The 24,742-nt window shown below is 62.8% G+C and carries 9 protein-coding genes, 1 tRNA gene and 1 riboswitch; of the genes, 6 read left to right on the forward strand and 4 right to left on the reverse strand.

Annotation, left to right across the window (positions count from 1 at the left end; translation table 11 throughout):
* Window positions 1–99 precede the first annotated feature (99 nt).
* The 5 genes from AC2ETI_RS11145 to AC2ETI_RS11165 all read left to right on the forward strand — a co-directional run bounded on the left by AC2ETI_RS11145 (window position 100) and on the right by AC2ETI_RS11165 (window position 4,437).
* A complete protein-coding gene (locus tag AC2ETI_RS11145; protein WP_483633907.1) occupies window positions 100–600 on the forward strand; it encodes a hypothetical protein in 501 nt (166 codons plus the stop codon).
* Window positions 587–1,861: a hypothetical protein gene (locus AC2ETI_RS11150; RefSeq protein WP_483633908.1), complete on the forward strand. Its 1,275-nt coding sequence runs from the start codon at window positions 587–589 to the stop codon at window positions 1,859–1,861. Before AC2ETI_RS11145 ends, AC2ETI_RS11150 begins: the two co-directional genes overlap by 14 nt.
* Window positions 1,862–1,904: 43 nt before the next feature.
* Window positions 1,905–1,970, forward strand: a riboswitch (guanidine-III (ykkC-III) riboswitch).
* 14 nt (window positions 1,971–1,984) lie between these two features.
* Window positions 1,985–2,299, forward strand: a complete 315-nt coding sequence (locus AC2ETI_RS11155; protein ID WP_020906330.1) for a DMT family transporter — start codon at window positions 1,985–1,987, stop codon at window positions 2,297–2,299.
* A gap of 47 nt (window positions 2,300–2,346) precedes the next feature.
* Entirely contained in the window at window positions 2,347–3,162 is an 816-nt protein-coding gene (locus AC2ETI_RS11160; RefSeq protein WP_019747018.1) for a hypothetical protein, read from the forward strand.
* 477 nt (window positions 3,163–3,639) lie between these two features.
* On the forward strand, window positions 3,640–4,437 hold the full coding sequence (locus AC2ETI_RS11165) for a GAF and ANTAR domain-containing protein (RefSeq protein WP_020968516.1): 798 nt from the start codon (window positions 3,640–3,642) through the stop codon (window positions 4,435–4,437).
* 89 nt (window positions 4,438–4,526) lie between these two features.
* Here the strand turns inward: AC2ETI_RS11165 and AC2ETI_RS11170 are convergent.
* Window positions 4,527–4,598: transfer RNA gene (locus tag AC2ETI_RS11170), tRNA-Thr, on the reverse strand.
* 122 nt (window positions 4,599–4,720) lie between these two features.
* Between AC2ETI_RS11170 and AC2ETI_RS11175 the strand changes: the two genes are divergently transcribed.
* Window positions 4,721–6,148, forward strand: coding sequence for a threonine/serine exporter family protein (locus AC2ETI_RS11175; RefSeq protein ID WP_019747016.1), 1,428 nt, complete (start codon window positions 4,721–4,723; stop codon window positions 6,146–6,148).
* 83 nt (window positions 6,149–6,231) lie between these two features.
* On the opposite strand, the gene AC2ETI_RS11180 is transcribed toward AC2ETI_RS11175, so the two are convergent.
* The 3 genes from AC2ETI_RS11180 to AC2ETI_RS11190 form a co-directional block, all read right to left on the reverse strand.
* Window positions 6,232–6,480 carry an MbtH family protein gene (locus AC2ETI_RS11180; RefSeq protein WP_003945538.1) on the reverse strand — a complete coding sequence of 83 codons (249 nt, stop codon included), beginning with the start codon at window positions 6,478–6,480 and terminating at the stop codon, window positions 6,232–6,234.
* The gene (locus AC2ETI_RS11185) at window positions 6,477–7,823 is read right to left on the reverse strand and encodes a lysine N(6)-hydroxylase/L-ornithine N(5)-oxygenase family protein (protein WP_019747015.1); all 1,347 of its coding nucleotides are present in this window, start codon (window positions 7,821–7,823) and stop codon (window positions 6,477–6,479) included. The genes AC2ETI_RS11180 and AC2ETI_RS11185 overlap by 4 nt, the downstream gene beginning before the upstream one ends.
* A 150-nt stretch (window positions 7,824–7,973) precedes the next feature.
* Window positions 7,974–24,668, reverse strand: a complete 16,695-nt coding sequence (locus AC2ETI_RS11190; RefSeq protein WP_483633909.1) for an amino acid adenylation domain-containing protein — start codon at window positions 24,666–24,668, stop codon at window positions 7,974–7,976.
* Window positions 24,669–24,742: the final 74 nt, after the last annotated feature.

Here is a 24,742-nt window from a genome sequence, read left to right on the forward strand (position 1 = left end):
CCACTGGATTCTCGCTGTATGTTCCCTGGGAGCTTCCTGTGAACGGCTGAGTGCAGGCGAAAAGCTGGGGTACAGGCCCACGAACCGGAAGGATGCGGCATGTCACTTCCTCCACTGTGGAACATGGAATGCTTGACCTGGCGTATTCCTCTGTTCACCAACAACTCCGATCCCGGCGAGGATCCCGGCTTGGCGCCACCGGAGTCTTGGGCACAAGCCCTCGCGGCTGTAGCCCAAGATCTGCGTTGCCTGCGATTCGGAGCTGAAGTTGTTGTCGATCGTCTGATCTGGGAATTTTCGATCAACAGCGACTACAACGTCACGATCGGCTGGCAAGGCGCACGTGACATCGGCGGATTCAGCCACTTCAACGCACTGTCGATGGATACTGCATTCGCGGACGCTTCGGTGTGGGTCGCCGATATCGTTCAGACCAAATTGGCCGGCTACGACTTCGTTCAGTGGCCGAGCCGAGGGCGCCATCTGCTTGTTCCTCGACTTCGAGACGGGGAACCGGTGTGGATGGATCCGCACGGCGATGCGACGATCAGTCGTATCGGCGAGTTGTGCAAAAATTCGACGAATTATGCAGCAACGTAGCCCAGTTCAAGTCGCTCAGCTCTACGGTCCTGTGGCGTCTGCGGTGGTCGGCGGTGTGGTAGCCGCGTACGCAGTGGCCGAGTCCCGAGTTGACGACTTCTCGTTCTCCGACGACGGCCTCACCTCGGTGGTGATCACGCCGCAGTGGGCGGGAGCAACTGCCGCTGTGGTTGCGGTGGTCGGTGTTGCGCTACTACATCGCTGGGGACGTGGCGGACTCGCGAGTGTCTTCGCCGCAGTTGGCGCCCTCGTCATCGCGTTACCAGCATTCGTCCCTGTCTCCGCCTCGATATCGGTGACCCTGAACGCAATGGGAGCCGGCACTTTCCTCGCGGCGGCGGCATATCCGACGAAGAGTCACCGCGCAGCACAAATTGCTCTCGCACTCGGGGTGACCGCGACGACCCTGTACTTCGGCGCCGCAGACTTGTGGCGCGATCGCATCGCAAGGTGGTCGCTCACACTTCCGGGCGATACCTACCCCGTGCCGTCCACGGTTCCCGTCTGGATACTGCTCGCTGCAACCCTTCTGGTAGCCGGAGTCGCCTTGGTCGCACGATCAGGTCAAGAGACGGACGACGTCGACACACGCCTGGCGACTTTGGGAGTTGTTCTGCCCCTGGCATTCACGGCCCTGTATGCGTGGTTGGGCTCGACGTCGACATCGCCTGGGTCCTGGGTGACGGCGGTGGTGATCGCAGTTGCCATTACCGTCGCACTGGCTTGGCGTTTGCCGCAACACGACGGCCGCTTCATACTCGCCGGACTCGCAATCGGCGCGGTTTCGATCAGCTCGATTTCCTTTTCATCCGACTGGACTTGGGCGGTGCCCGCGGTGGGTGCTGCGCTGGCGCTGGGCGTCGCCGTCGGCTGGAAAAGACCAATGCCCCAACTCGGGCTGGGACTGCTTGCCGTGACCGCACTCTCGGGATTGCTGGATGCCGCCCTGACCACGGTCGCCGATGTCTTCGTCCTCCCGCTTGCGCTGGGACTGGCCGTCGCGTCATGCATGCCTGTTGCCGTCGGAGCGGTCGCGAGCGGGTCGGTACTTCCCTTCACTCTTACCTTGTTCTCGGTTTCAGCGACCTTCCTGGACCCTGTCTCGCAGGAATTCGGGTGGTCGACCGCTCCGCTCGAGGAACACGGTCCGGCCGCCGTGCCCACGCCGATTCCATTGACTGTTCTCGCTGCGACGGCGACGATCGTGGTGGCCATGTCGACCATCCATCTGAAGAGAGTTCGAACGGCTGTGGTGACCTAAATCGCCAGCTGATCGGGTCGGAACGCAGAATTCTGTTGCTATGGTTGGGTGGTCAACGACGACATCCGGACGAGCGCACCGTACCCGGCCAGCGAAAAGACGGTGCCTTGGGAGTTGTTCACCATGGCATGGATCGTGCTCGTCATTTCCGGACTTTTCGAAGCTGTCTGGGCTACCGCGCTGGGTAAGTCCGACGGATTCAGCAAGATGTCACCCACCGTTGTCTTCATCCTCGGCCTGATCGTCAGTATGGCCGGCCTCGCGTATGCAATGCGCACCCTTCCCATCGGAACTGCGTACGCGGTCTGGGTCGGCATCGGCGCCGCCCTGACCGTCGGATACGCGATGATCACCGGCGCGGAGTCCACGTCAGTCGTCAAGATTCTGCTGATCCTCGGCATCGTCGGTTGTGTGGTCGGTCTGAAGGTCCTTCACTGACCGGCGATCCTGATGAGTGTTTGTGTGTTACCGGTTACAGTTAACGCATGAAACTGCTGGAGATGCTCACGCTTCCCCTACGCGCGGGCATTGCAGCCGCAGAGATCAGTTTGGGTATCGCCGAGCTGACGGTGACTACCGTCCGTATCGCCGTCGGTAATACCGGTGCCGTGACGGCGGGTGCTGCAGGCCTGGCCAGCCCTCGCGGACCCATGCAGATGATCCAGCAGTTGTCATCGCTTACTGCAGACGATCGGCCCATCGGGCAGGCCTTGGCCCCCGGTGGGCCGCTCGATCGCCTTCTCTCACCCGGCGGCCCGGTCGACAAACTGACTGCACCCGACGGCACTCTCGAACGACTTCTCGCTCCCGGCGGACCACTCGAAAGACTTCTTGCTCCCGGCGGACCGCTGGATCGGGTGCTCGCCGAGAACGGCGCCTTGGAACGGTTGCTCGCCCCGGACGGTCTCCTCGACCGAATGATGGCGGAGGACGGTCCGCTGGAACGACTGACCGCACAGGACGGTGCCGTCGAACGCCTGACTGCCAAGGACGGTGTCATCGATCGCGCACTGGCCGAGAACGGCATCCTCGAAACGCTCTTGGCGGAGAACGGCGCCTTCGAACGGCTCATCGCCGAAGGCGGCCCGCTTGACCAGATCGTTGCACTGTCCGATACGTTGACTTCGCTCGCTCCCAACCTCGAGAGAATGAGCGCCAGCATCGAGGTACTGCAGGAAACAGTCGGAATCCTCAGTGCTGCAGTCGGTCCACTCGGAGAACTGGCCGGCAAGCTTCCCAATCGCTGGCTCAAGAGCAAGGGCGAACGCCCAGGGCCGGACCTTCCGATCGAATCGGCATAACAAACGGTTACTCGCCGATTACGTGGTCAGTTGTTGATCACGATGTTGAGATTGATGATGATTCCGCCGAAAGTCAGAATCGTGTTGGCCAAGCCAACGGTCATTCCACTGTTCAGAGCCGCGATCAGTCCGTTCATCGTCGTATCCCCTTCACTGTCTGCGGGTTACGCGTACAAGATTGTGCGCTGGCGCTGACAATAGGCCAAGTTCGCGACCTGCGCGCCATTGCGGAGAAAACTTGTACCGCGGTCGCAGTTTCCGCGTTAACTGTTGCAGGACAACGCAATTCCATACTCGGCGCACTACCCGCAAATGACTGAACCAAACATCACGATTAGGCATACGTATCCCACCCGCATAACCGTCTGCCCCACCAGACACTTGTCCACCCAAACAGAGTGCACAACAGTTAGTCCGGTGCAACAATAAGACGAATCGGACATGCCTGCGACGTGATGGGGAAGGGTGGTTGAGACAATGACGGCGCCGCGCATTGCCAGAGAACACCGCGGCCCTACCGGGGGCCGAAATTCTGCGTCGCAGGACAGCCTGGACGCCGCCTCGGACGCCCTGCAATCGCTGTACGCGCACCTCGATCCACATGCCCAGGCCGAGCAATTTCTCGAACAGGTCTGCAAACACGCCGTCGATCTCATCGCCGACGCCGACATGGCCGGAATTACCATCGGCGGTTCGGATTCGACATTCCGAACCGTAGCCGCCACCCATCAACTCGTTCGCACCGTCGACTCGATCCAATTCCGACTGGACTACGGACCGAGTGTGACGTCGTCACGCACGGGCACGGTTGTACGTGCGCATGCCAGCGAAGCCCACAGCCGGTGGCCTCAATTCGCAAGCGCGGCAAAAGCAGTCGGCGCCGTCAGCTTTCTGTCGATGCCATTGCCCGGTAGAGATCGCCCACTGGGAACCCTCAATCTCTACAGCCATGACCTCCGAGGCTTCACCGGCGCCGACGTGGCATTGCTCCAACTGTTCGCCGTCACCTCGTCCTACGCACTGCACAGCTCGCAGCGCCTCGACATCGCCAGAAAGCACGCGATGGACCTCGAGCGTGCACTCGAATCGAGAGGCGTCATCGAACAGGCCAAGGGCATCATCATGGGCACCCACCGCGTCGACGCCGACCGCGCCTTCCGCATCCTCATCCAGGACTCACAGCGCAGCAACGTCAAACTGCGAGTGATCGCCCAGCAGTACATCGACGGCGCGATCGATCCGCGCCAGGCCACGAACAAGCCTGAGACCAACTGAACCCGGCAAACACAGTGCTTCGGCAACCACAGCGCTTCGGCAAACACAGAGGCACCCACCAGAATCTTGGTGAGTGCCTCTACTTTCGGAGCCTCCTGTCGGGATTGAACCGACGACCTTTCGCTTACAAGGCGAGTGCTCTACCACTGAGCTAAGGAGGCGAAGACCGACGCGTTGCCGCGACTGACTTTGCGGAGCCATCATATCCAAGCCGTCACGGTGGCCGCGCCCGGGTCACGTTAGATAGCGTGGGCCCCATGCGCAACTCCCACTCCGCCCCCTGATGGCGAAATTCACCGAAGCACTCACACGCCTGACGGGAAACCGCCAAGCCACCGTCGACACGGTCACGTCGGCTCCCGCGCCGCTACAACCGATCGACCTCACAGACGACGCCGTCGTCGCAGAAGTTCTGGACCTGGCGGTTCGGGTCGGCGAAGTCCTCCTCGCCTCCGGGACCGCGGCCATGGACACGGCGGAGCAGGTGCAGTTCATCGCCGCCACCTACGGCCTTGCTCAGTGTGACGTCGACGTCACTTACAACTCGATTGTGCTCTCTGCCTATCGTGGCCCGACGCGACCGCCGGCGAGCACGATGCGCATCGTCCACTACCGCTCGATGGACTTCACGCGACTGGCGGCTGTAGACCGTCTGACGCGTCGTATCCGCCGTGAGGCGATCACACCGGACCAAGCGCACGACGCACTCACAGCCATCACGACGGCGCCGCACCCGTACAACCGATGGACCGCAACCATGGCCTGGGCAGCGATGGCGGCTTCGGTCTCCGTCCTGCTCGGCGGCGGGTTCCTTGTTGCCACAGTCGCGTTTCTGACGACGATGGTTATCGATCGGGTCAACCGCGTACTGAACCGGTTCGGGTTGCCGTTCTTCTTCCAGCAGGTAGTCGGTGGTCTCATCGCGGCTGCGCCCGCCGCGACGCTCTATACCTTTCAGGATCAGCTGGGGATCAGTATCCGGCCGTCGCTGGTGATCGCGGCCGGAGTGGTCGTCTTGCTGTCGGGGCTGTCTCTGGTGGGCTCGGTCCAGGACGCGATCATGGGTGCGCCGATCACGGCTGTAGCGCGATTCTTCGAAGTGGTGATGATGACGGGCGGCATCATCGCGGGTGTCGCGATCTCACTGCGAATGACCGGGATGTTGGGTTCGACGCTTCCACCGATCAACGTGGAAGTATCGACCATCACGCAGTTGCCGATCCTGATGCTCTCCGGCGCGTGTGCGTCGGTCTTCTACGCTCTTGCCTGCTACGCCGAGCGGCGTGCACTCACCGCGGCATTCCTGGGCGGCGCGGCCGGCAGCGGTGTGTCGATCTTCGTGCAAACACTCGACGTCGGCCCCGTGATCGCCGCAGCGATCGCGGCGACCGTCGTCGGTCTTGCCGGTGGTCTGATGGCTCGCCGCGCCCTGACGCCTCCGCTGGTCGTCGCGGTCGCAGGCATCACTCCCCTGCTCCCCGGTCTGTCGCTGTACCGAGGCCTGTACGCGCTGCTCAACGACCAGGTACTGATCGGTCTGACTGCCTTGCTCTCGGCATTCGGTATCGGCTGCGCCCTGGCTGCTGGCGTGACGCTCGGCGAATGGGGAGCGCGAACTCTGCGTCGTCCACGAATCCTGATGCGCGTGGACTCGCTACGCCGACCGATGGTCCGCAAGCGCAAACGCCGCGTTCCCGTCACCGAGAAGTAAGAGAGATTCAAGCAGAAAGAGCTGGGCACCTGACGGTGCCCAGCTCTTTCGGTTCACTCGGGGGTTTCCGAGCAGTGAGAGAATCAGCTCTCGACTGCGTGCTTTCCGCCGGCAGCCTGATCGGCTTCCATGGCCTCGCGCAGGCTCTTCGGACGCATGTCGGTCCAGTTCGCCTCGACGTATTCGAGGCACGCCTTGCGGCTGTCTTCACCGAACACCACGCGCCAGCCGGCGGGGACCTCGGAAAACGTGGGCCACAGCGAGTGCTGGTCCTCGTCGTTCACCAGCACGTAGAAGCGGCCGTCTTCGTCATCGAAAGGGTTAGTGCTCATCTCGCCTCACTCGTCACGTACGTGTCTTGTGCGCCCAGACTAGCAAGCGCACCAGTTCGGTTCTGGTGGCTCAGCACCGACGCCAGAATCTCCCCCGCCCGCACTGCCACGTTCGACAGCAGCGACGACGTCAATCCGTGAGTCTGTTCTGTCCCACCCTGCAGATAGATACCGCCTGTCACGTCCTCCGTTACAGCCAGTCGATAATCCCGACTGACGTTACGCGGAACGGACGAATCCGGCACGAGTTCACCCAACAAATTGTCCAGCGGTGCCGGGGTGAAACCCGTGGCCAGAATGAGTGCGTCGCACGACAGCGTGTCGGTCAAACCGTCGAGGTTGCTGCGGACGGCCAGTTCGATGCCGGATTCGGTCTCCACGGCACTCGTGATCTCCGAGGCCCGACGCATGAACAGTCGCCTCGGCCCGCGAACCATCTCCTGATATTCGGTGGCATAGAGCTTGTTGATCAGTTCGATGTCGACGACCGAGTAATTGGTACTGCGGTGCAGATCGAGAAGTCGACGTCGTTCCGCGGCGTCGGCGCCGTGCAGTTGATCGACGGCTTCGGGATCGAAGATGCGATTTGCGTACGGGCTGTCGTCTGCCGGGCTGTAGCCGTAGCGGGCAAAAACACTGTGGACTTCGGCGTTCGGGTAGTTCGCGTGCAGGTAGTCGACGATCTCCGCGGCACTCTGACCGGCGCCGAGAACAACGAACCTGTTGTGCACGGGCTCGGGCATTGCTTCGAGGTGGAAGAGGAACTGGTGATTGTGGAAGCACCGGGACGACGGCGTTGCCCACTCCGGGATCCGCTCTTTCAGTCCGGCTCCGACGACGATGTTGCGCGCGATCACCGTTTCACCGTCGGCTGTGCGGACCGCAAAGCGATCGACAACGCCGTCGGAGTTCTTGATGCCCTCGACCCCGTCGACGGTTGTACCGAACTGCACATCCGCGTCGACTCGTCGAGCTGCCCAGCACAGGTAGTCGTTGAACTCGTGGCGCGTGGGAAAGAAGGTCTGGTGGTTGACGAAGTCGACCAGCCGCCCCTGCTCGAACAGATACGAGAAGAAGCTGTATCCGCTCTGTGGGTTACGGAACGTCACCAGGTCCTTCGGAAACGCGATCTGCATCGTGGCACCGTCGAGCAGCATCCCGGGATGCCACGCGAACTGAGACTGCTTTTCGAAGAACCGCGCATTCACCCGATCAACGGCTGCACAATTTGCATTGTGTTCTTCGACAGCGATGGCCAACGCGAGGTTGGCCGGACCGAACCCGACGCCGACGATGTCGACCACGGCGGGTTCGGCGCTGGAGTCTCTCGGTGATTCACTCATTACAGGTAGTCCATCCCCGACGGGACGACCTGATAAGGTCGCCAATCGATGTCCCGAAGTAAGTAGCAAAGGCTACCCTTAATGAGGTGAGGGTATCAATACTGTGAGCCCCCGTATAGCGGTCGACCCCGCGGAGCGATGCGACGTATGTCATAGTTTCGCCCCTTCACTCACGTCATCCCCATCGGCGATGGCCGCAGCCTCGATCACGTCGACCAGCTGACCTGCCCATTCACGGACCGCGCCCGCATCGACGCGGTCGGCACGGAACCCGAGAGTTGCAAAAACAGACCCTTCGCCCACCGGCTCGTAAAAACTCAACGTCAAATCCGCATCGGGCACTCCCACCGGAATCGGTACGAGAGAACCGAAGTCGCCGAGCCCGTCCAAATCCGCCTGTTGGTGATGGATCACCATCACCTGAGGTCTCATGGACGCCGGATTACCCAGAGCCTGCTCGACATACACATACGAGACGTCCTGATTGCTCAGCGCTTCCAGGTTGCCTTCCCTCACCCGACCGAGCAATTCTGCAAACGTCGGACTACCGGACGTATCCGTGCGCAGGAGAACAACATTGAAGAAGGATCCGATCATCGGTTCGAGACGGGGATCCGACCTGCCCGCAACCAATGAACCGATCGGAAGATCGGCACCCGCCCCAGCCTTCGTGAGAACGGCGGCCAGCGCAGCCTGAAGGACCATGAACATGCTCGTCCCGGTGCGCGCAGCCAGCGCGTCGATTCTGGCGTGCAGATCCGCGTCGATGTCGACAGAGACCACGTCACCCCGAGGTTCCGAGTCATCTTCCGGCAACGGAAGATTCACACTGGTCGGTATTCCGTCGAGCGCATCCTGCCAGTACGCAAGTTGCTTCGACGCACGGCTGTCGACGTCCAGGGGGTCTCCCAACAGCTCGTCCGACCACACGGTGTAGTCGGCGTACGTCAACGCAAGCTCGTCCCAGATCGGTTGATCTCCCTGCGACCTGGCTGCATAAGCAGAGACCAGATCTCCCAGCAGCGGCACTACGGACCACTCGTCGACGGCGATGTAGTGCATGACGAGAAGCAGTGTCCGAGAGCCGTCTTCACCGAGCACCAGATGAACCCGCAACGGCGATTGCTCACGCAGATCCATCGGAAGTTGGGCCAGTTCGAACACCACTCGACCCACATCGCCGGCGCCGACATCGACCACATCGACAGTCGGCCGCACCGATTCTCTTGCCACGACGATGCCGTCGACCTCGACGAAGGTGGTCCGCAGGGGTTCGTGCCGCGACGTCACATCGTCCAAGGCGTGCCCGAGAATCTCCGGATCGATCTTCGATTTCAGGGTCAGTGCCAGAGCGTGGCTTGCTTGCGGGTGCTCGCCGGCTGCGCGGAACAACTCCCACTGACGACGTTGCGGCGCAGACAGACCCATAGTCTCCGGACGCCTCGCCGCCGGCGCCAGGACCGGGCGTCCACCCTCCGAACGCGCAACGACTGCCGCCAACTCCGCAACGCTCGGTGCGTCGAACACGTCTCGAATACTGACGTCCACGCCGAACGCTTCACGAATGCGACCGACTAGTTTCATCGAAGCCATCGAATGTCCACCTAGTTCGAAGAAACTGTCGTGAACTCCGACGCTCGGGAGTTGCAATATCTCCGCGAAGGCAGCTGCAACCGTGGACTCCACGGCAGTGCGAGGAGCAACATCACCCGCCAACTCCGACCAGTCCGGAGCGGGCAACGCCTTGCGGTCGAGCTTTCCGTTGGGCGTCAACGGGAGCGGACCATCGAGAGCGACAACCATGGTCGGGACCATGTAATCGGGCAACGACATTGCAGCGAGATTTCGCACTGCCGTCGTGTCCACCACAGCACCGGGTTCGGGTGACACGTAACCGACCAGGCGCGTGATTTCGCCCTGCCGATCCGCGACGACCGTTGCCTGCTTCACCGAAGGATGGGCACTGAGAGCTCCGATGATTTCACCCAATTCGATTCGGAAACCGCGAATCTTGACCTGATCGTCCACGCGGCCGAGGAAGTCGATGTTCCCGTCCGAGCGCCACCGCGCTCGGTCGCCGGTGCGATACATGCGATCGCCCGCGGTGAAGGGATCGGCGATGAATCTCTGTGCCGTCAGATCGAACCGGCCCAGGTAGCCTCTCGCCAGGCCGCGTCCCGCGATGTACAGCTCGCCGGATACTCCCGGCGGAACCGGACGCAGTTGATCGTCGAGCACGTACGCCTGTTCGTTGGGGTCGGGGACTCCGATGGGCACAGCACCGTTCCAACCGGGTTCCGCCTGCCACAGAGTGTTGTTCACCGTGGCTTCGGTGAGTCCGTACGCAGCAAGCAAATTCAGCCGCTCCGCCCATCGCCCGATCAGCTCGGGCGGAACCGTCTCGGTTCCGACCAACACCGTGCAACCCTGCGGTACTTCACATCCCGCCGGCAGGGCGGCCAGCAACGAGGGAGGGATGATTGCATGAGTCACGCGATTGCTCGTCATGAAATCGGTCAACGCCGGGCCGGCCACTCGTGCGCTCTGCGGCACGATCACCAGGGTGCTGCTCGTGCACAGAGCCATCGCCAATTCGAATACCGCAACGTCGAAGCCGACCGAAGCAAACTGCATCACCACCGAACCCGGTACCAGTCGCATCCGAACCTCAGCTGTCGCAACAAGACTCGGAATACCGTCATGAGAAAGGACGGCGCCCTTCGGCTTGCCGGTCGATCCCGAAGTGTAGATGACATAGGCCGCGTGGTTGACGCCAACTGGTGGCCTGGGAGTTTCGACGATCGCTGCCTCTTCCAGTTCCGCAAGGATTAGCGGATCGTCCAAAAGGATTCGCTCGACGCCGGCCACATCCTCGATCCGCGAGCTTTCCTCCGAGGTGGACAGTAGTACCGAGGTGCGAGAATCGGTGAGCATGTAGGCGATGCGCTCGCTCGGGTGGCTCAGATCCAGGGGTAGATACGCTGCCCCCAGCTTGAGCACGGCGAGGACCGACGCGACCATCTCCACCGAACGCGGGACGGCAAGTCCCACCACGTCTTCGACCGAGACCCCGCGCCGATACAGCACGCCGGCTATCCGATCACATTGCTCGGAGAGCTCGCGGTACGTGGCCTGCCCCGCCTCGTCGCGCACCGCAATCGCCTCGGGTGTAGCAGCGACCCCACGCGCGAAGGCGTCGTAGAACGTTTCCTCCGGCACGTCGACGGCGGTGTCGTTGAACGAGGTGACAACCTGTTCGAGTTCGCCGGGCAAGAAGATGTCGATGTCGCCGATCTCAATGTCGGCCGATTCCACGACTGCCGCGATCACCGATTCCAATCGGTTCGAAATTCGCTGTGCTGTTTCGCGATCGAAGAGGTCGCTGCCGTATTCGAGTCGGACGTCGATGCAGCCTTCGTCGCCGAGGTACTCGGTGAAATTGAACACCAGATCGAACTTGGCCGTGTACTCCTCGAGTTCGAACGGATCCCCGCCCATCTCCTCGCGGCTGTGATAGCCGACCATGACCTGGAAAAGCGGGTTGCGTGCCAAGGTGCGCGACGGATTGAGGCGTTCCACCACAGTTTCGAAGGGAACGTCGGCGTTGGCGAAGGCCTCGAGGTCTCTCTCACGAACGCGATCCACCAGCTCCCGGAACGTCGGGTTACCTGACGTATCCGTGCGCAGCACAATCGTATTGACGAAGAAGCCGACCAAGTCGTCGAGCCCCTGTTCACTACGTCCGGCTACGGGAGCGCCGAGGGGAAGGTCCTCACCCGCTCCGAGCGCAGTCAGCAACGCCGCCGACGCCGCGTGCAGGACCATGAACATCGAACTCTGGCTCTCGCGCGCCAGGTCTCGCAGTGCGGCAGTTGTGTCCACACCCAACCGCGTTACCACTGCGCCACCGGAGAAACTCGGTCTGGCCGGTCGGCTCCGGTCGGTGGGAAGCAGCAGTTCTTCGGGGGCTCCGTCCAAACTCTTCGCCCAGAAGTCCAACTGCGTGCTCAGGACACTCGACGGATCGTCGGCGCTGCCGAGTAATTCCCGTTGCCACAGGGTGTAGTCCGCGTACTGAACCGGTAGCGGTTCGAACGCTGGCTCCTCGCCCTGAATCCGAGAGGAGTAGGCAGACATCAGATCGCGCAGGAACGGCCGATCGGACCATTCGTCCGTTGTGATGTGATGCAGGACGATCACGACGATTACGGCACCGTCTACTCGGATCAGACGGGCGCGAATCGGAATCTCGTTCGAAAGGTCGAACGGACGGCCCACTGCCACTGCAACTTCGCCGGCGACACCGGATTCCCGTGAATGAACTGTCTCGACCGGAACCTTCGCCGATTCGAGAATTATCTGTTCCGGTGTTCCGTCCACCAACCGGAACACCGTACGCAAGGATTCGTGTCGTCCAACGACGTCACCCAGCGCCGCGGCGAAGACGTCCGCGTCCAATGCACTGTCCAAGCGGAGCACGATCGGGAAGTTGTAGGCCGCGGAGTTCTCTTCCATCTGTCCGATCAGCCACAAACGCTGTTGAGCGGCAGAAAGTGGAAGGTGGTCCGGCCGCGGCTTCGCTACCAGCATCGGTCGCGTCGATCCCTGCTCGACCACAATGCGTTCCGCGAGTTCCGCGACGGTCGGCGCTTCGAAGAGATCACGCATGGTCAGACTGTTCGGAATGGCGATCCGAGCTCGACTGATCAGTTTGGTGGCCAGAAGCGAGTGCCCACCGAGGTCGAAGAAGTTGTCGTCGACACCGATGTCGTCCACATCGAGTACGTCGGAGAAGAGCTCACAGAGAACCTCTTCCGTGTGGTTCCGCGGTGCAATCGACTCCCCACTCCGCTCCCCCAGCACCGAATCGGCCGTGGGCAGCGCCTTGACGTCGAGCTTGCCGTTGACGGTCATCGGTAGAGACTCCACCTCGATCACCACGGCCGGAACCATGTAGTCGGGTAGGAGAACTCGCGCCTGCGCGCGGTAGTCGTGCACGGCGCCGAGTTGCACTGGTGTCACGTAGCCGACGAGCCTCTTGACTCCGCCCGCCCCGACGTCGACCACGACCGCTGCTTGCCGCACGTGCTCGTCGGATTCGAGAACGGAGACGATTTCGCTCGGCTCGATGCGGTGACCTCTGATCTTCACCTGGTCGTCGGTGCGGCCCAGGAAGTCCAGGTTGCCGTCAGCGCGTCGCCGCACCAGATCCCCGGTGCGGTACATACGTTCTCCGGTCCCGGCCGGATCTGCGACGAAGCGCTCGGACGTGAGCGCAAAGCGTCCGAGGTAGCCGCGAGCCAAACCGGCTCCGGCAATGTACAGTTCGCCGGCAACTCCATCGGGGACCGGGCGTAGCCAGCCGTCGAGAATGTGCGCGGCGGTGTTCCAGATCGGCTTGCCGACCGTCGGGGTGTCACTGTCGGTCGTTCCGCCGCCGAGAGTGTTGATCGTGTATTCCGTCGGACCGTAGAGGTTGTAGCCCACGGTTCCTTCGGTGTCGCGCAGCCTGTTCCACACCGAATCCGGAACGGCTTCACCGCCGAGCAGGACCAGCGGCGGACGGTGTTGTCCCACACCGTCGTCGAGCAGCCCGCTGTCGATCAGGTGCGTCGCGTAGGTCGGTGTCACGTTGACGACGTCGATTTCCTGTGCGTCGCAGTACGCAACGAGCGCCTCGGCATCACGACGCAGATCCTCGTCACAGATGTGGACCTCGTGGCCTTCCACGAGCCACAGAAGTTCCTCCCACGACATGTCGAAGGCGAAGGACACGGTGTGCGCGATCCGCAGGCGCCGGCTCGTCGCGGCGATCACCGGTTCGAAGATCGCCTCGCGGTGGTTGAACTGCATGTTCGTCAAGCCGCGGTAACCGGTGACCACGCCCTTGGGCTTGCCGGTCGAACCGGAGGTGTAGATGACGTACGCGGGGTGGTCGAGCCGATGCGGTGCTCCCGGGGCGAATGCTCCGAGTTCCGCCGCGGAGAGTGCCCGCGCCGAGATCGTCAGTCGCCTTGCCGCAGTGTCCGGCTCGTCGAGCACGATGGTCCGAATGTCCGCGGTGCGGACGTCCGCGCCTTCGAATTTCGGTGCGGCGGCAACGGTTGTCAGCAACACGACCGGATCCGCGTCGTCGATCATCACGGCCAACCGTTCGGCCGGATGGTCGAGTTCGAGGGGTAAATAGGCAGCGCCCGTGCGTAATACGGCGAAGAGCGCGACGACCATGTCCACCGAGCGCGGCAGACCAAGAGCCACGATCCTTTCCGGCCCGGCGCCGTAGTTGATCAGCAACCGCGCCATCCGATTGATCTCGCCGTCGAGATCGGCGTAGGTCATCCGACGCTTCCCGAACACGAGTGCCGTGTCGTTCGGTTGCGTCGACGCCACCTCTTCGAACAGGTCGGCGATGGTACGCTCCGGCAAATCCCGGATCTGTGTCAGCCGCCCTACTGCGGGAGTCGGCGTCGCAACGACCGAACCTGTCATATCCTGCGACCAACTCTGGAGAAGGTCGACGAAGTGACCGAGCAGATCCTCGGCTCGGCGCGCGGTCACCAGGTGCGGATGGAACTCGAACTTGACGTTGACGGTGGCACCCGGGGTGACCACGACGGTCAGCGGATAGTGCGTGTGATCGATACTGTCGCTGCCGCTCACGTCGTGTGCGGCATTGAGTGCGTCGACTTGCTTCTCGTCCACGAAGTTCTGCAGGACCATCAGCACGTCGAACAGTTGACGATGCTCGGAAACACGCTGGATCGAGGCCAATCCGAGATAGTCGAACGGCATCAGCGAAAGACGATCCGCCTGAGTGCGACGAAGAAGTTCCTCGACGCTCTCGTTCGGATCCAGTTGCAGCCGAACGGGAACGGTGTTGAGGAACATGCCCACCACGGTGTCGATTCCCGGTACCTCCGGCGGCCTTCCGGCAACCGTGGAGCCGAAGACGACGTCCTGCCGACCGGTGGCCGACGCCAGCACCAGAGCCAGCGCTGCGTTCAGTACCGTATTGAACGTGACGCCGGATGCGGCAGCGCGCTCACGCAATGCACGCGAAAGCGATTCCGACAAAACCGCATCGCGGCGATCCGGAAGCTGAGGTTCGACGCCGGGCGCAGGCTCCGCAACAAGCGTCGGCTCCTCGAGTCCTGCGAGCGCTCCGCGCCACCCCGCGTCGGCGGCTGCACCGTCGCGGTCGGCCAACCAGGCGAGGTAGGCCTCGAACGACCCCTCGGGTTCGCCGAATGCGCTGTCGTCCCCGCCGGTGTCGTACAGCGCCAGAAGCTGGCTGACGACAAGGCCGTTGGACCAGCCGTCCCACAACAGGAACTGCCTGTTGATCACCAGTCGATCATGTCCGCCGGGCAGATGCAGCACGCTCATACGCCACAGCGGCGGCGCGGTCAGGTCGAATGGAGTCACTCTGTCTTGGGCGGCGACGGCCTCGGCGCGCTCACGAGCAGCCGAGTCGTCGAGTTGACGGAGATCGTGGACGGCGACGGGAACATCGAGTCCCGCACTGAAGAACTGCACGGGCTCGTTCAGTCCTTCGCTCACGAACCCCGCTCGCAACGTGGGATTTCGTCGTTGAAGTGTCCGGGCGGCCGCAGCCAACTTGTCGACATCGAGGGTGTGCCCGAAGTCCATCGAGAACTGTGCCGTGTAGATGTCTCCACCACTACTGCTGTCGCGGCTGCCTGCGTAGCCGGCTTGGAAGTACAGGCCTTCCTGCAACGGTGAGAGTGGGAGGATGCTGCTGACACCCGCCGGGCTCGCATCGGATATCGCGTCGATCTCGGCCTGACTCAGGTCGAGCAACGGCACATCGGACGGGGTCAGGATGGGAGGCCCGTCATGCTCCGCGGCCGCAGCCGCCAGATCGCCGAGCGCCGAAACCCAGCCGTCGGAGAGTGACTGCGCATCCTCCTCGGACAAATCTTCACTTGCCCAGGCGAAGTCGGCACGGAGTTCCGAATCCACGCTGACGACATTCACGATCAGCCGGTACGGACCTCCCATGTCTGCGTCGGGATCGGTGGACATGGCTTCGGATTCCGCTGCCAGGGACCATGCTGTCGATCCAGCTGTCGTCGTACGTCCGAGATAATTGAACAGGATCTGAGATTCGGAGCGCCCCGCCAATCTCGATGCCGTACGTGCATTCACGTACCGCAACATCCCGTAGCCGATACCGCCGTCCGGAGCCGCCCGCAGGCTCTCCTTCACTTCGCGCAGCGTGTCCACCGGGTCGGTTCCGCCGAGCAGTCGCATCGGGGCAATCGTGGTGAACCAGCCGACTGTTCGCGACAGATCGGTCCCGGGTACCAATTCCTCGCGGCCATGCCTTTCGAGATCGACCAGCAGTTCGCGCTCACTGCGACCGGTGGAACGACGCCAGCGATCGACCGACATCGCCAACGCAGCCAACAGAACATCCGTTCCCTCAGCACCCAGCATGGCCGGAACCGTTCCGAGTGCCGCCTCGGAGATTGCTCCGTCCACCGTGACCGTGCGCCTCGAGCCTCCGGATACAACGGCATAGCTCGCGGTACCGGGGATCAACTGCGCGCCCGGAGCGGTCACGGTCAGCCAGTGATCGAGTTCGGCAAATCGATGAGCACTGCTTGCGTGTTCGGCCACCGTGCGGGAGAAGGTACGCAGCGAAGTTCCGACGGCGTCCAATGCTGCGGGCTCTCCGGCCTCGACGGCCACCCAGGCCATCGCGAGATCCTCGAGCAGGGTTCCCCACGAAACCCCGTCCACGACCAGGTGGTGCGCGACTATCGCGAGTCGGCCCAGATTCTCAGCGCCGCAATCGAACCAGACCACCGAGACCATCCGTCCTGCAGACGGATCCAATCGACTGGTCGCCCACTCGGAACGTTCGGTGATGAGCGTCCGCAACTCGGCGTCATCCAGTCCCCGAGCATCAACGCGTTCGACAAGGTTCGCTGCCCGGATACTGCCGGGTTCCTCGATCCGCGCCGACCACATTCCGCGGTCATGCCGGATCAAGGTTTGGCGAAGTCCGTCGTGGTGATCGAGCACGGCCTGCAATGCACCGGTGATCGAATCGAGAGATGTTGCCGGAGAGTGGATCAGAACTGCCTGGTTGAAGCGATCGGTACCACCCGTCCATTCGGACAAGCGGTGCACCACCGGCAGCGGAACCAGCTCACCCACGCCGATGTCGGCTGTGACGGTGGCAAGCGACGTGGCGACATCACCCACCGCTGCGGCGATCGCAGCGGGAGTGCGCAATTCGAAGATCTGACGCGGGGTCAGTACTACCGAATCACGACGAGCCAGGTTGACCAGTCGGATCGCCAGGATACTGTCGCCGCCGAGAGTGAAGAAGTCGTCGCGTGCCCCGACGCGTGGCAGGCCGAGAACTGTCGCGAAATGCCTGGCGAGGAGGTCGGCAACGCCCGAGGAAACTACTCCCGTCGTTTCGCCCACCTGTGCCGCGAAATCCGGTGCCGGTAGGGCTTTTCGGTCGAGCTTGCCACTCGGGCTCAGCGGCAGCGACTCGAGCCGCACGAACGCGCTCGGCACCATGAACTCCGGCAGCACCGACAACAACTGCCCTCGAACCGCAGCGTCATCAGCATCTCCGACCAGATAGGCGACCACCTGTGCGCGGTTACTCGGACCGTCGGTTCGGACGGTCACGGCACTTGCCGAGACTCCGGGGCACAATGCCAACTGCGCTTCGATTTCACCGAGCTCGATGCGGAATCCACGAACCTTCACCTGCTCGTCGACACGGCCGAGGTACTCGAGAACGCCGTCGGCATTCCACCGCACGATGTCACCGGTCCGGTACATCCGCGATCCGCCGTCGCTGTACGGATTCGCCACAAATCGTTCGGAGGTCAATCCCCCACGTCCGTGGTAACCACGCGCCAGTTGTGGTCCAGCCAGATACAGCTCACCGGTGGCACCGGCCGGAACGTTCTGCAGATACGTATCGAGAACGAACAGGCCGGTATTGACGGCGGGTGCGCCGATCGGGACACTGACGGCGTCTGCCGGAGTGTCCTGCACCGACGGCTGCCAACTGACGTCGACGGCAGCCTCGGTGGGGCCGTAGAGGTTGTCCACCAGAATGTTCGGCAGGATCTCGGCAACCTTGCGCGCAACGTGAACGGGCAGTGCCTCACCGCTGCAGTTGACGATCTCGAGGGAAGAGCACAGTGCTGCTTTCGGCTCCGCAAGAAACACTTCGAGCATCGACGGAACAAAATGCACTCGGGTCACGGAATGTTCGACGATGACGTCGGCCAGATAGCCCGGATCCTTGTGCCCGTCCGGCTCGGCCATCACCAGAGTTGCCCCCACCAGGAACGGCCAGAAGAATTCGGGGACGGAGACGTCAAAACTCGACGGGGTCTTCTGCAGCATCCGGTCGGAGAAGTCCAGCGGACGTATCTGCTGTGCCCAGAGCAATCGGTTGACCACACCCTCGTTGGTGACCACAACGCCTTTGGGACGACCGGTCGAACCCGAGGTGTAGATCATGTACGCGGCATCGGCGGGCGATCCTGGGACACTCAGCGGTTCGGCTGGGAACTGCGCGGACTCCGATACCGTCACCCGCGGAACCGAACCCGAATCGAGTGAAGAATCTTCCGACACCACGACGCACACCGGATCGGCGTCGTCCAGCATGTACGTCAGCCGCTCCGCCGGGTAACCGGTGTCGAGCGGAACGTATGCTCCCCCGGCCTTCCCGATGCCTAGTATCGCAACCATCAGATCGACCGAGCGCGGCAAGGCAACCGCCACCAATGATTCGCGTCCGACGCCACGTTCGTGCAGCAGATGCGCAAAACGATCAGCGCGAGAGTGAAGTTCGGCGTAGGTCAACGACTCTTCACGGAAGATCACTGCGGTGGCTTCGGGCGCACGCCCGGCTTGATCCTGCAGCAGCTCGGTCAGCGTTGCGCGCGGCCGATCCAATGCCGTGCCGATGCTACCCGGCTGTGCGGGTGCCAGCGCGATCCGGCCGATGACCTGGTCGAGATCGCGAGAGAGCTCGGTGAGTACGACTGCGAGAGCTTCCGCCAGCGACGCAGCGGCATCGCCGTCCACCTGAGCAGTGTCGTACTTGAGCTCCAACGCCAATTGATCGCCGGGGACGACGATCAGGGTCAGCGGGTAGGCCGGTCGCTCGTCGAATCGAATTCCCGTCAGTCTCACCGAGTTCGTCGGATCAGCGATTGCCGTGTCACCGAGTGGATAGTTCTCGAACACGACCAGTGATTCGAAGTTCTGCTCCAGTCCGCCGGTCCGCCGCAGTTCCGGTAGCCCCGGGTACTGATGGTCGAGTAGTTCCGATTGTTCCCTCTGCCAACGAGAAAGTGCTTGCGCGGCTGTCTCTGCCGGATCGAACCGCAACCGAGCCGGCACAGTGTTGATGAACAAGCCCACCATGGACTCGATGCCGGGCAGGTCTCCACCGCGTCCCGATACGGTTGATCCGAACAGCACGTCTGTTCGGCCGGTCATTCGGCCGAGCACCAGTCCCCAGGCGCCGTGCACGAGCGTGCTCAGCGTCAAACCGTAGGAGCGTCCGGTGGTCGACAGCGCGCGAGTATCACTGTCGGACAGCCCGACTCGGGTAGCATGGACACCGCTGCTGCCCGCGCTCGGCGCGGGAAGTTCGACCGCGGGCCCGGGAGAGTTCAGTGCTTTTCTCCACACCGCTGCCGAAGCCTCGTGATCGTGGCCGGCCAACCATTCGAGGTAGCTGCGGTACGGCGCCGGACTCGGGAGCACCACGCCGGAATCGCCAACGCTGTACGACGCCATCAGCTCCCGCAGCATCACCGGGACCGACCATCCGTCTGCAACCGCATGGTGAATCGACTGCAGCAGAAGGTACTTCTCCGAAGAGGCACGGAGCAGTGTGTAACGGACGAGCGGCGGCTGCGCGAGGTCGAACCCGCGCGCGCGGTCGGCGGAAAGCAGTTCATCCACGTCGGCGCCGGCATCCGTGACTACTGCCATCTCCACGACGACGCTCGGGTGCACCACCTGCACGACCCGGCCGTCGCCCAGGACCGAGAATCCGGTGCGCAGCGCCTCGTGTCGATCCACGACGGATTGCAGCGCACGGCGCAGAGCCGCGCTGTCCACGGCGCCGGTCAGCTCCACGACCTGTTGCACGACATACTGATCAGCCCCCGGATCGGCAAAAGCCGAATGGAAGTAGATCCCTTCCTGCAACGGAGTGAGCGGGAGAATCTCTTCTGCCTTCGGCAACCCGTCCACATCGGCCTGAGTGAGCGCCACCAGAGGGTAGTCGGACGGTGTCGCGCCGCCGAAGGCTGCGAGCCCGGCCACGGCCTTGAGCGAGTCCAGCCACAACCGCGCAAACCTGTCGATATCGCTACGCAGGAAGATATTCGACGCCCAGGTCAGAGTGGCCCTCAGTCGTGGCCCACCGGCCGCTTCCTCGGCTACGACGTCGACAGACAACGCGTGACCCAACGGCATGGACGGATCGGCAGCGCCGTCCATCGACACCGGGAACCAGTCCCCCTCTGCAACTGCAGTGCGCCCCAGATAGTTGAGCACCACCTCGGGTGCTGCGACGCTGCGCAACTGATCCGAGCTGCCGAGGTATCGCAATGCGCCGTACCCGAAGCCTGCGTTCGGGACGCGTCGAAGTTGCTCCTTGACGCTCTTGAGAACCACCGCCAACTCACCGCTCGCTTCGAGATCCGGAGCGGCTGTATCGATTTCGAGTGCAACCGGGAATACCGTGGTGAACCATCCGACGGTCCGTGTCAGGTCGACGTGCGCAGCGCCGTCACCGCGAACGATGTCTTCGTCGCGTCCGTGCCCTTCCAAGTCGATCGTCACCGATGAGGCACCGCTCCACTTGGTCAGCGCAACGGCCAATGCGGTGATCAGCACTTCGCTCACGTCGGCCCCGAATGCCCGTGGGACACTGCCCAACAACCGATCGGCGAATTCCGGAGGCAGGGTGATCGATCGCGCCGCGGCGGTGCGCGCGAGGTCAACTGCCGGGTCGAGTGCCCGACGGCCGAGAGGTGACTGTTGTGCGGAAGTCACCGAGTCCCAGAACTCGATCTCCGAGTCCAGTCGCCCGGCTCCGACCGCCTCCGAAACGAGTTCGGCGTACCTTCTCACCGACGTGCCGACCGGAGCGAGTGAGGGTTCGTCGCCTTGTATCGCTGCGATACCCGCGCGTGCAAGGTCTTCGAGGATGATGCGCCAGGAGACACCGTCGACGACCGCGTGGTGGATGACAAGCAACAGTCTTCCGGGACCGGTCGCAGTGGTGAAAAGAACAGCACTGACCATCGTGCCGTCTGCCGGGTTCAGACGCCTGACGGCTCGCTCGGTCTCGGCGACGATCAGCGGTCCGCATTCTTCGAGCGGCACCGGTAGTGCACGGGTCTCGAAGACCACAGCCAATTCGTTGGTGGCCGGAACAAGCAGCGATCCTTCGGAAGTCAACTTCGCACGAAGTCCATCGTGGCGTGCCACCAGGGCATCGAGCGCCGCCTCGACATGCTCGGACGTCAAGGCTGACGGAGTCTGAATCAGCGCTCGCTGATGGAAGGTTCGTGCTACGTCCGGCGTCCCGAGGGCCCTGGCAGCGATGGGCGTCGTGGCTACGTGGCCGATCGGTTCGTCCGAATGATCGACGATCTCAGCCGTTCGGCCGGATTGGGCGCGCGCCATCGCCTCGGCGGTGCGCAGCTGAAACACCTCGCGTGGACTGATCGACAAACCGGCTGCACGAGCCGCGGTCACGAGCGAGATCGCGACGATGCTGTCACCGCCCAGTGCAAAGAAATCGTCGGTCACGCCAACCGATTCGAGACCTACCGCCGACGCGATCAAGTTGCAGAATTGTTGTTCGACTTCGTTTCTCGCGGCGACGTGTGCACTCAGTTCGGCGAGATCGGGCTCAGGAAGGGCTCGACGGTCGAGTTTGCCGTTGGCCGTGAGCGGAAACTCGTCGAGGACAGTGACGGTGGTCGGGACCATGTAGTCGGGCAGCTTGCTCGCCGCCCACTCGCGAATGTCCTGTGAGTCGACCGCAAGGTTCGTCCCCGACGCTGCACTCACGTACGCGGCGAGATACTTTGCACCTGTGGGTGCTTGACGCACCAGAACTGCCACGTGGCGCACTCCGGGGTGTGAGATCACGGCGGCTTCGACGTCTTCGAGTTCTAGGCGCATGCCACGAATCTTCACCTGATTGTCCGTGCGCCCCAGGAAGTCGAGGGTGCCGTCGGCGGTCCATCGAGCCAAGTCACCGGTGCGATACATCCGGGATCCGGCCAAATCACCGGAAACAAAGGGATCTGCGAGAAAACGAGACGCGGTCAACGCCGACGCGCCCACATATCCGCGCCCCAGTAAGAAGCCCGCTGCGTAGAGTTCGCCGCCGGTGCCGACCGGAACCGGCTGCAGGTCGCCGTCCAACACGTACAGGCGAGTGTTGGGGTTCGGGCGCCCGATGGATGTGGCAATTCGTTCCGCGTCCTCGCGGTAGATCACATGGGAGACACCGATAGTCGCTTCCGCCGGCCCGTAGCCGTGATACAGCGTCGTGGACAGTTGGGCACGGAACCGATCGAAGAGTTCAGGCGTGAGAACCTCACCGCCGCACCACACGTGCTTCAACGAATCGAGCTGATCGGTCTCGTTCGCCAGGTCCAGAAGGATGTCGAGCATGGACGAGACCAGGTAGACGAAGGTGACCGATTCTCCGGCGATCAGGTCGAGCAGGTATTGCGGGTCGCGTTCCCCCTCTGGCTTCGCGATCACCAATCGACCGCCGGAGACGAGCGGGAGCAGGATCTCGTTGATCGAGATGTCGAACGAGAGTGGGGCTTTGAACAGAGAGGCATCGCCGGACCCGAACCCGAGAATCCGCTCCCGCTGCCACAGCAACCTTGCGCAGATTGCCTCGTGGCGGATCATGGCGCCCTTCGGACGTCCGGTCGAACCGGACGTGAAAATGACATATGCGAGTTGGGCACCGTGAATACGAATGCCGGAGGTCATTATCTCGGACAGGTCCGAAGGCCCGTCCTCGTACGCCCACGCGGAGAGATCGACCAATACGGAGTCGTCTACGCCGTCCGAGGTGAGCACCAATGTGGCACCGGCATCGGTGAGTACCGATTCGCGGCGCTCTGCGGGCCAGGACGGATCCAGTGGCACGAAGGCGCCGCCGGCGCACATGACGGCCAACAACCCCACCACCATCTCGGCGGATCTCGGAAGGCCGATCGCCACAACGGTTTCGGGTGCGACACCGCGAGAGATCAAGTGCGCGGCGAGCTGCGATACCCGACTTTCGAGCTCGCCGTAGGTCAGCCGAACGTTGCCGTCGACCACGGCGACAGCGCCCCGATCGGCCGAGAAGCTGCTGCGCAACAAATCCGGCACCGTCGTCACGGGCTGCGGTTCTGCGGTGTCGTTCCACCCATGGAGAACGAGTTCACGCTCCGCGGGCGACATGGGGTCGAGTGCCGAGATCGGAAGCTGCGGCTCGGCCACGAATCGATCGAGGAACTGTTCGATTCTGGCGGTGTGATCGGCCAACTCCCTGTCGAATCCGGCCGGGGCGCGGACGTCGATCTCGATCGGTTCCCCGTCCTGACCACCGCGCACACTCAGATCCAGGTCACTGACTCGACCGGTCACCGAATTACGCACGCGCACCGGGCAGCCGCCGAAGGTGAGTGTGTGTTCGAACATCATCGAGTTGATGCCGGGACCGAAGACCTGGCGGTCGGGATCGATTGCTCGCACGTCGCGTGCGAGATCCTCTCCCCGGTACCGCCCGTGCTTGAGTATCGAGATCAAGGCGGTGTCGAGACGAGTTGCCAACTGGCCGATGGTTTCCGAGCGTTCGACCCGAATACCGAGCGGCAGAATCGTCGACGCCATCGAGGGAGTGCGCCGCATGTCGCGACCCACCCGAGCGGCCATCGGCACCGAGACGACAACGTCGTGCTGTCCGGTGGTTCGTGCAATGTACGCGATCAGCGCAGCCATGGGCAGGCGAGTTCGCCGAATCCCGGCGTCGGCGGCATAGCGATAGAGCTGCGCTGCACGATCGACGTCGAGCGTGAGCATCGCCGCGATCGGCGGCAGCGAATCATCCACCTGCCCATGCAAAATCCGCGTCGCTTCCGGTCCTGATTCAACTCGTTCGACCCAGTACTGACGGTCGAGCAGGAACCGCGGAGAGTTCCGGTATTCCAGATCGGCCGCCACCACCGCATCGAGCGACCACACCGGCGCCGCAGTCTCGAGGTCCGGATCGTCGTACCGCTCGGCGACGTCGGCGACGATGAGCGAGATGCCGTACCCGTCGACCACGCTGTGGTGATAGCGCTGATACCAGATGACTCGGTCGTCAGCAGTTCGCAGAAGCACCTGGCGGAACAGCAGATCGTCCGCACCGAAGACCCGAGCCATGTCGGTGTCCATCCACGACTGCGCAGTCGAATCGGGATCCGCCTCGGCGCGAAGGTCGAGAATTTCCACATCCCAGCGCGCATCCGGAATCGGCACCTGGATCAGCTGGTTGTCAGCATTCGCCCGAAAGTGCACGAACAGCGCTTCGACGCGCCCGACTGTGGCCTTGATCGCCGCTGCCGCGCGCTCGACGTCGATCGTCCCGTCGACCTCGACGACAAGTCCGATGTTGTACACCGGACTGCTCGGATCGACGTTCTGAGCAACCCACACCTCACGCTGAGCGGCCGTCGCCGGGAGCGTTGCGTCCAGATCGCCACCGCCCGATACAGACGGGTGAGCTACCTGAGAGTGGTCAGACATCGAGAAATCCGATCATCGTCGTTCATGCTCATCGAACGACGAACACCCTCGCAAGTTTAGGGTAGGCTACCCAG

The sequence above is a fragment of the Rhodococcus sp. MurmanLake-1 genome, assembly GCF_056945715.1.

Bases quoted from the DNA above. Each gene is read 5' to 3' on its own strand.
- AC2ETI_RS11160 (WP_019747018.1), top strand. From the start codon at position 2,347: ATGAAACTGCTGGAGATGCTCACGCTTCCCCTACGCGCGGGCATTGCA.
- AC2ETI_RS11190 (WP_483633909.1), bottom strand. From the start codon at position 24,668: ATGTCTGACCACTCTCAGGTAGCTCACCCGTCTGTATCGGGCGGTGGC.
- AC2ETI_RS11150 (WP_483633908.1), top strand. From the start codon at position 587: ATGCAGCAACGTAGCCCAGTTCAAGTCGCTCAGCTCTACGGTCCTGTG.
- AC2ETI_RS11165 (WP_020968516.1), top strand. From the start codon at position 3,640: ATGACGGCGCCGCGCATTGCCAGAGAACACCGCGGCCCTACCGGGGGC.
- AC2ETI_RS11180 (WP_003945538.1), bottom strand. From the start codon at position 6,480: ATGAGCACTAACCCTTTCGATGACGAAGACGGCCGCTTCTACGTGCTG.
- AC2ETI_RS11145 (WP_483633907.1), top strand. From the start codon at position 100: ATGTCACTTCCTCCACTGTGGAACATGGAATGCTTGACCTGGCGTATT.
- AC2ETI_RS11185 (WP_019747015.1), bottom strand. From the start codon at position 7,823: ATGAGTGAATCACCGAGAGACTCCAGCGCCGAACCCGCCGTGGTCGAC.
- AC2ETI_RS11175 (WP_019747016.1), top strand. From the start codon at position 4,721: ATGGCGAAATTCACCGAAGCACTCACACGCCTGACGGGAAACCGCCAA.
- AC2ETI_RS11155 (WP_020906330.1), top strand. From the start codon at position 1,985: ATGGCATGGATCGTGCTCGTCATTTCCGGACTTTTCGAAGCTGTCTGG.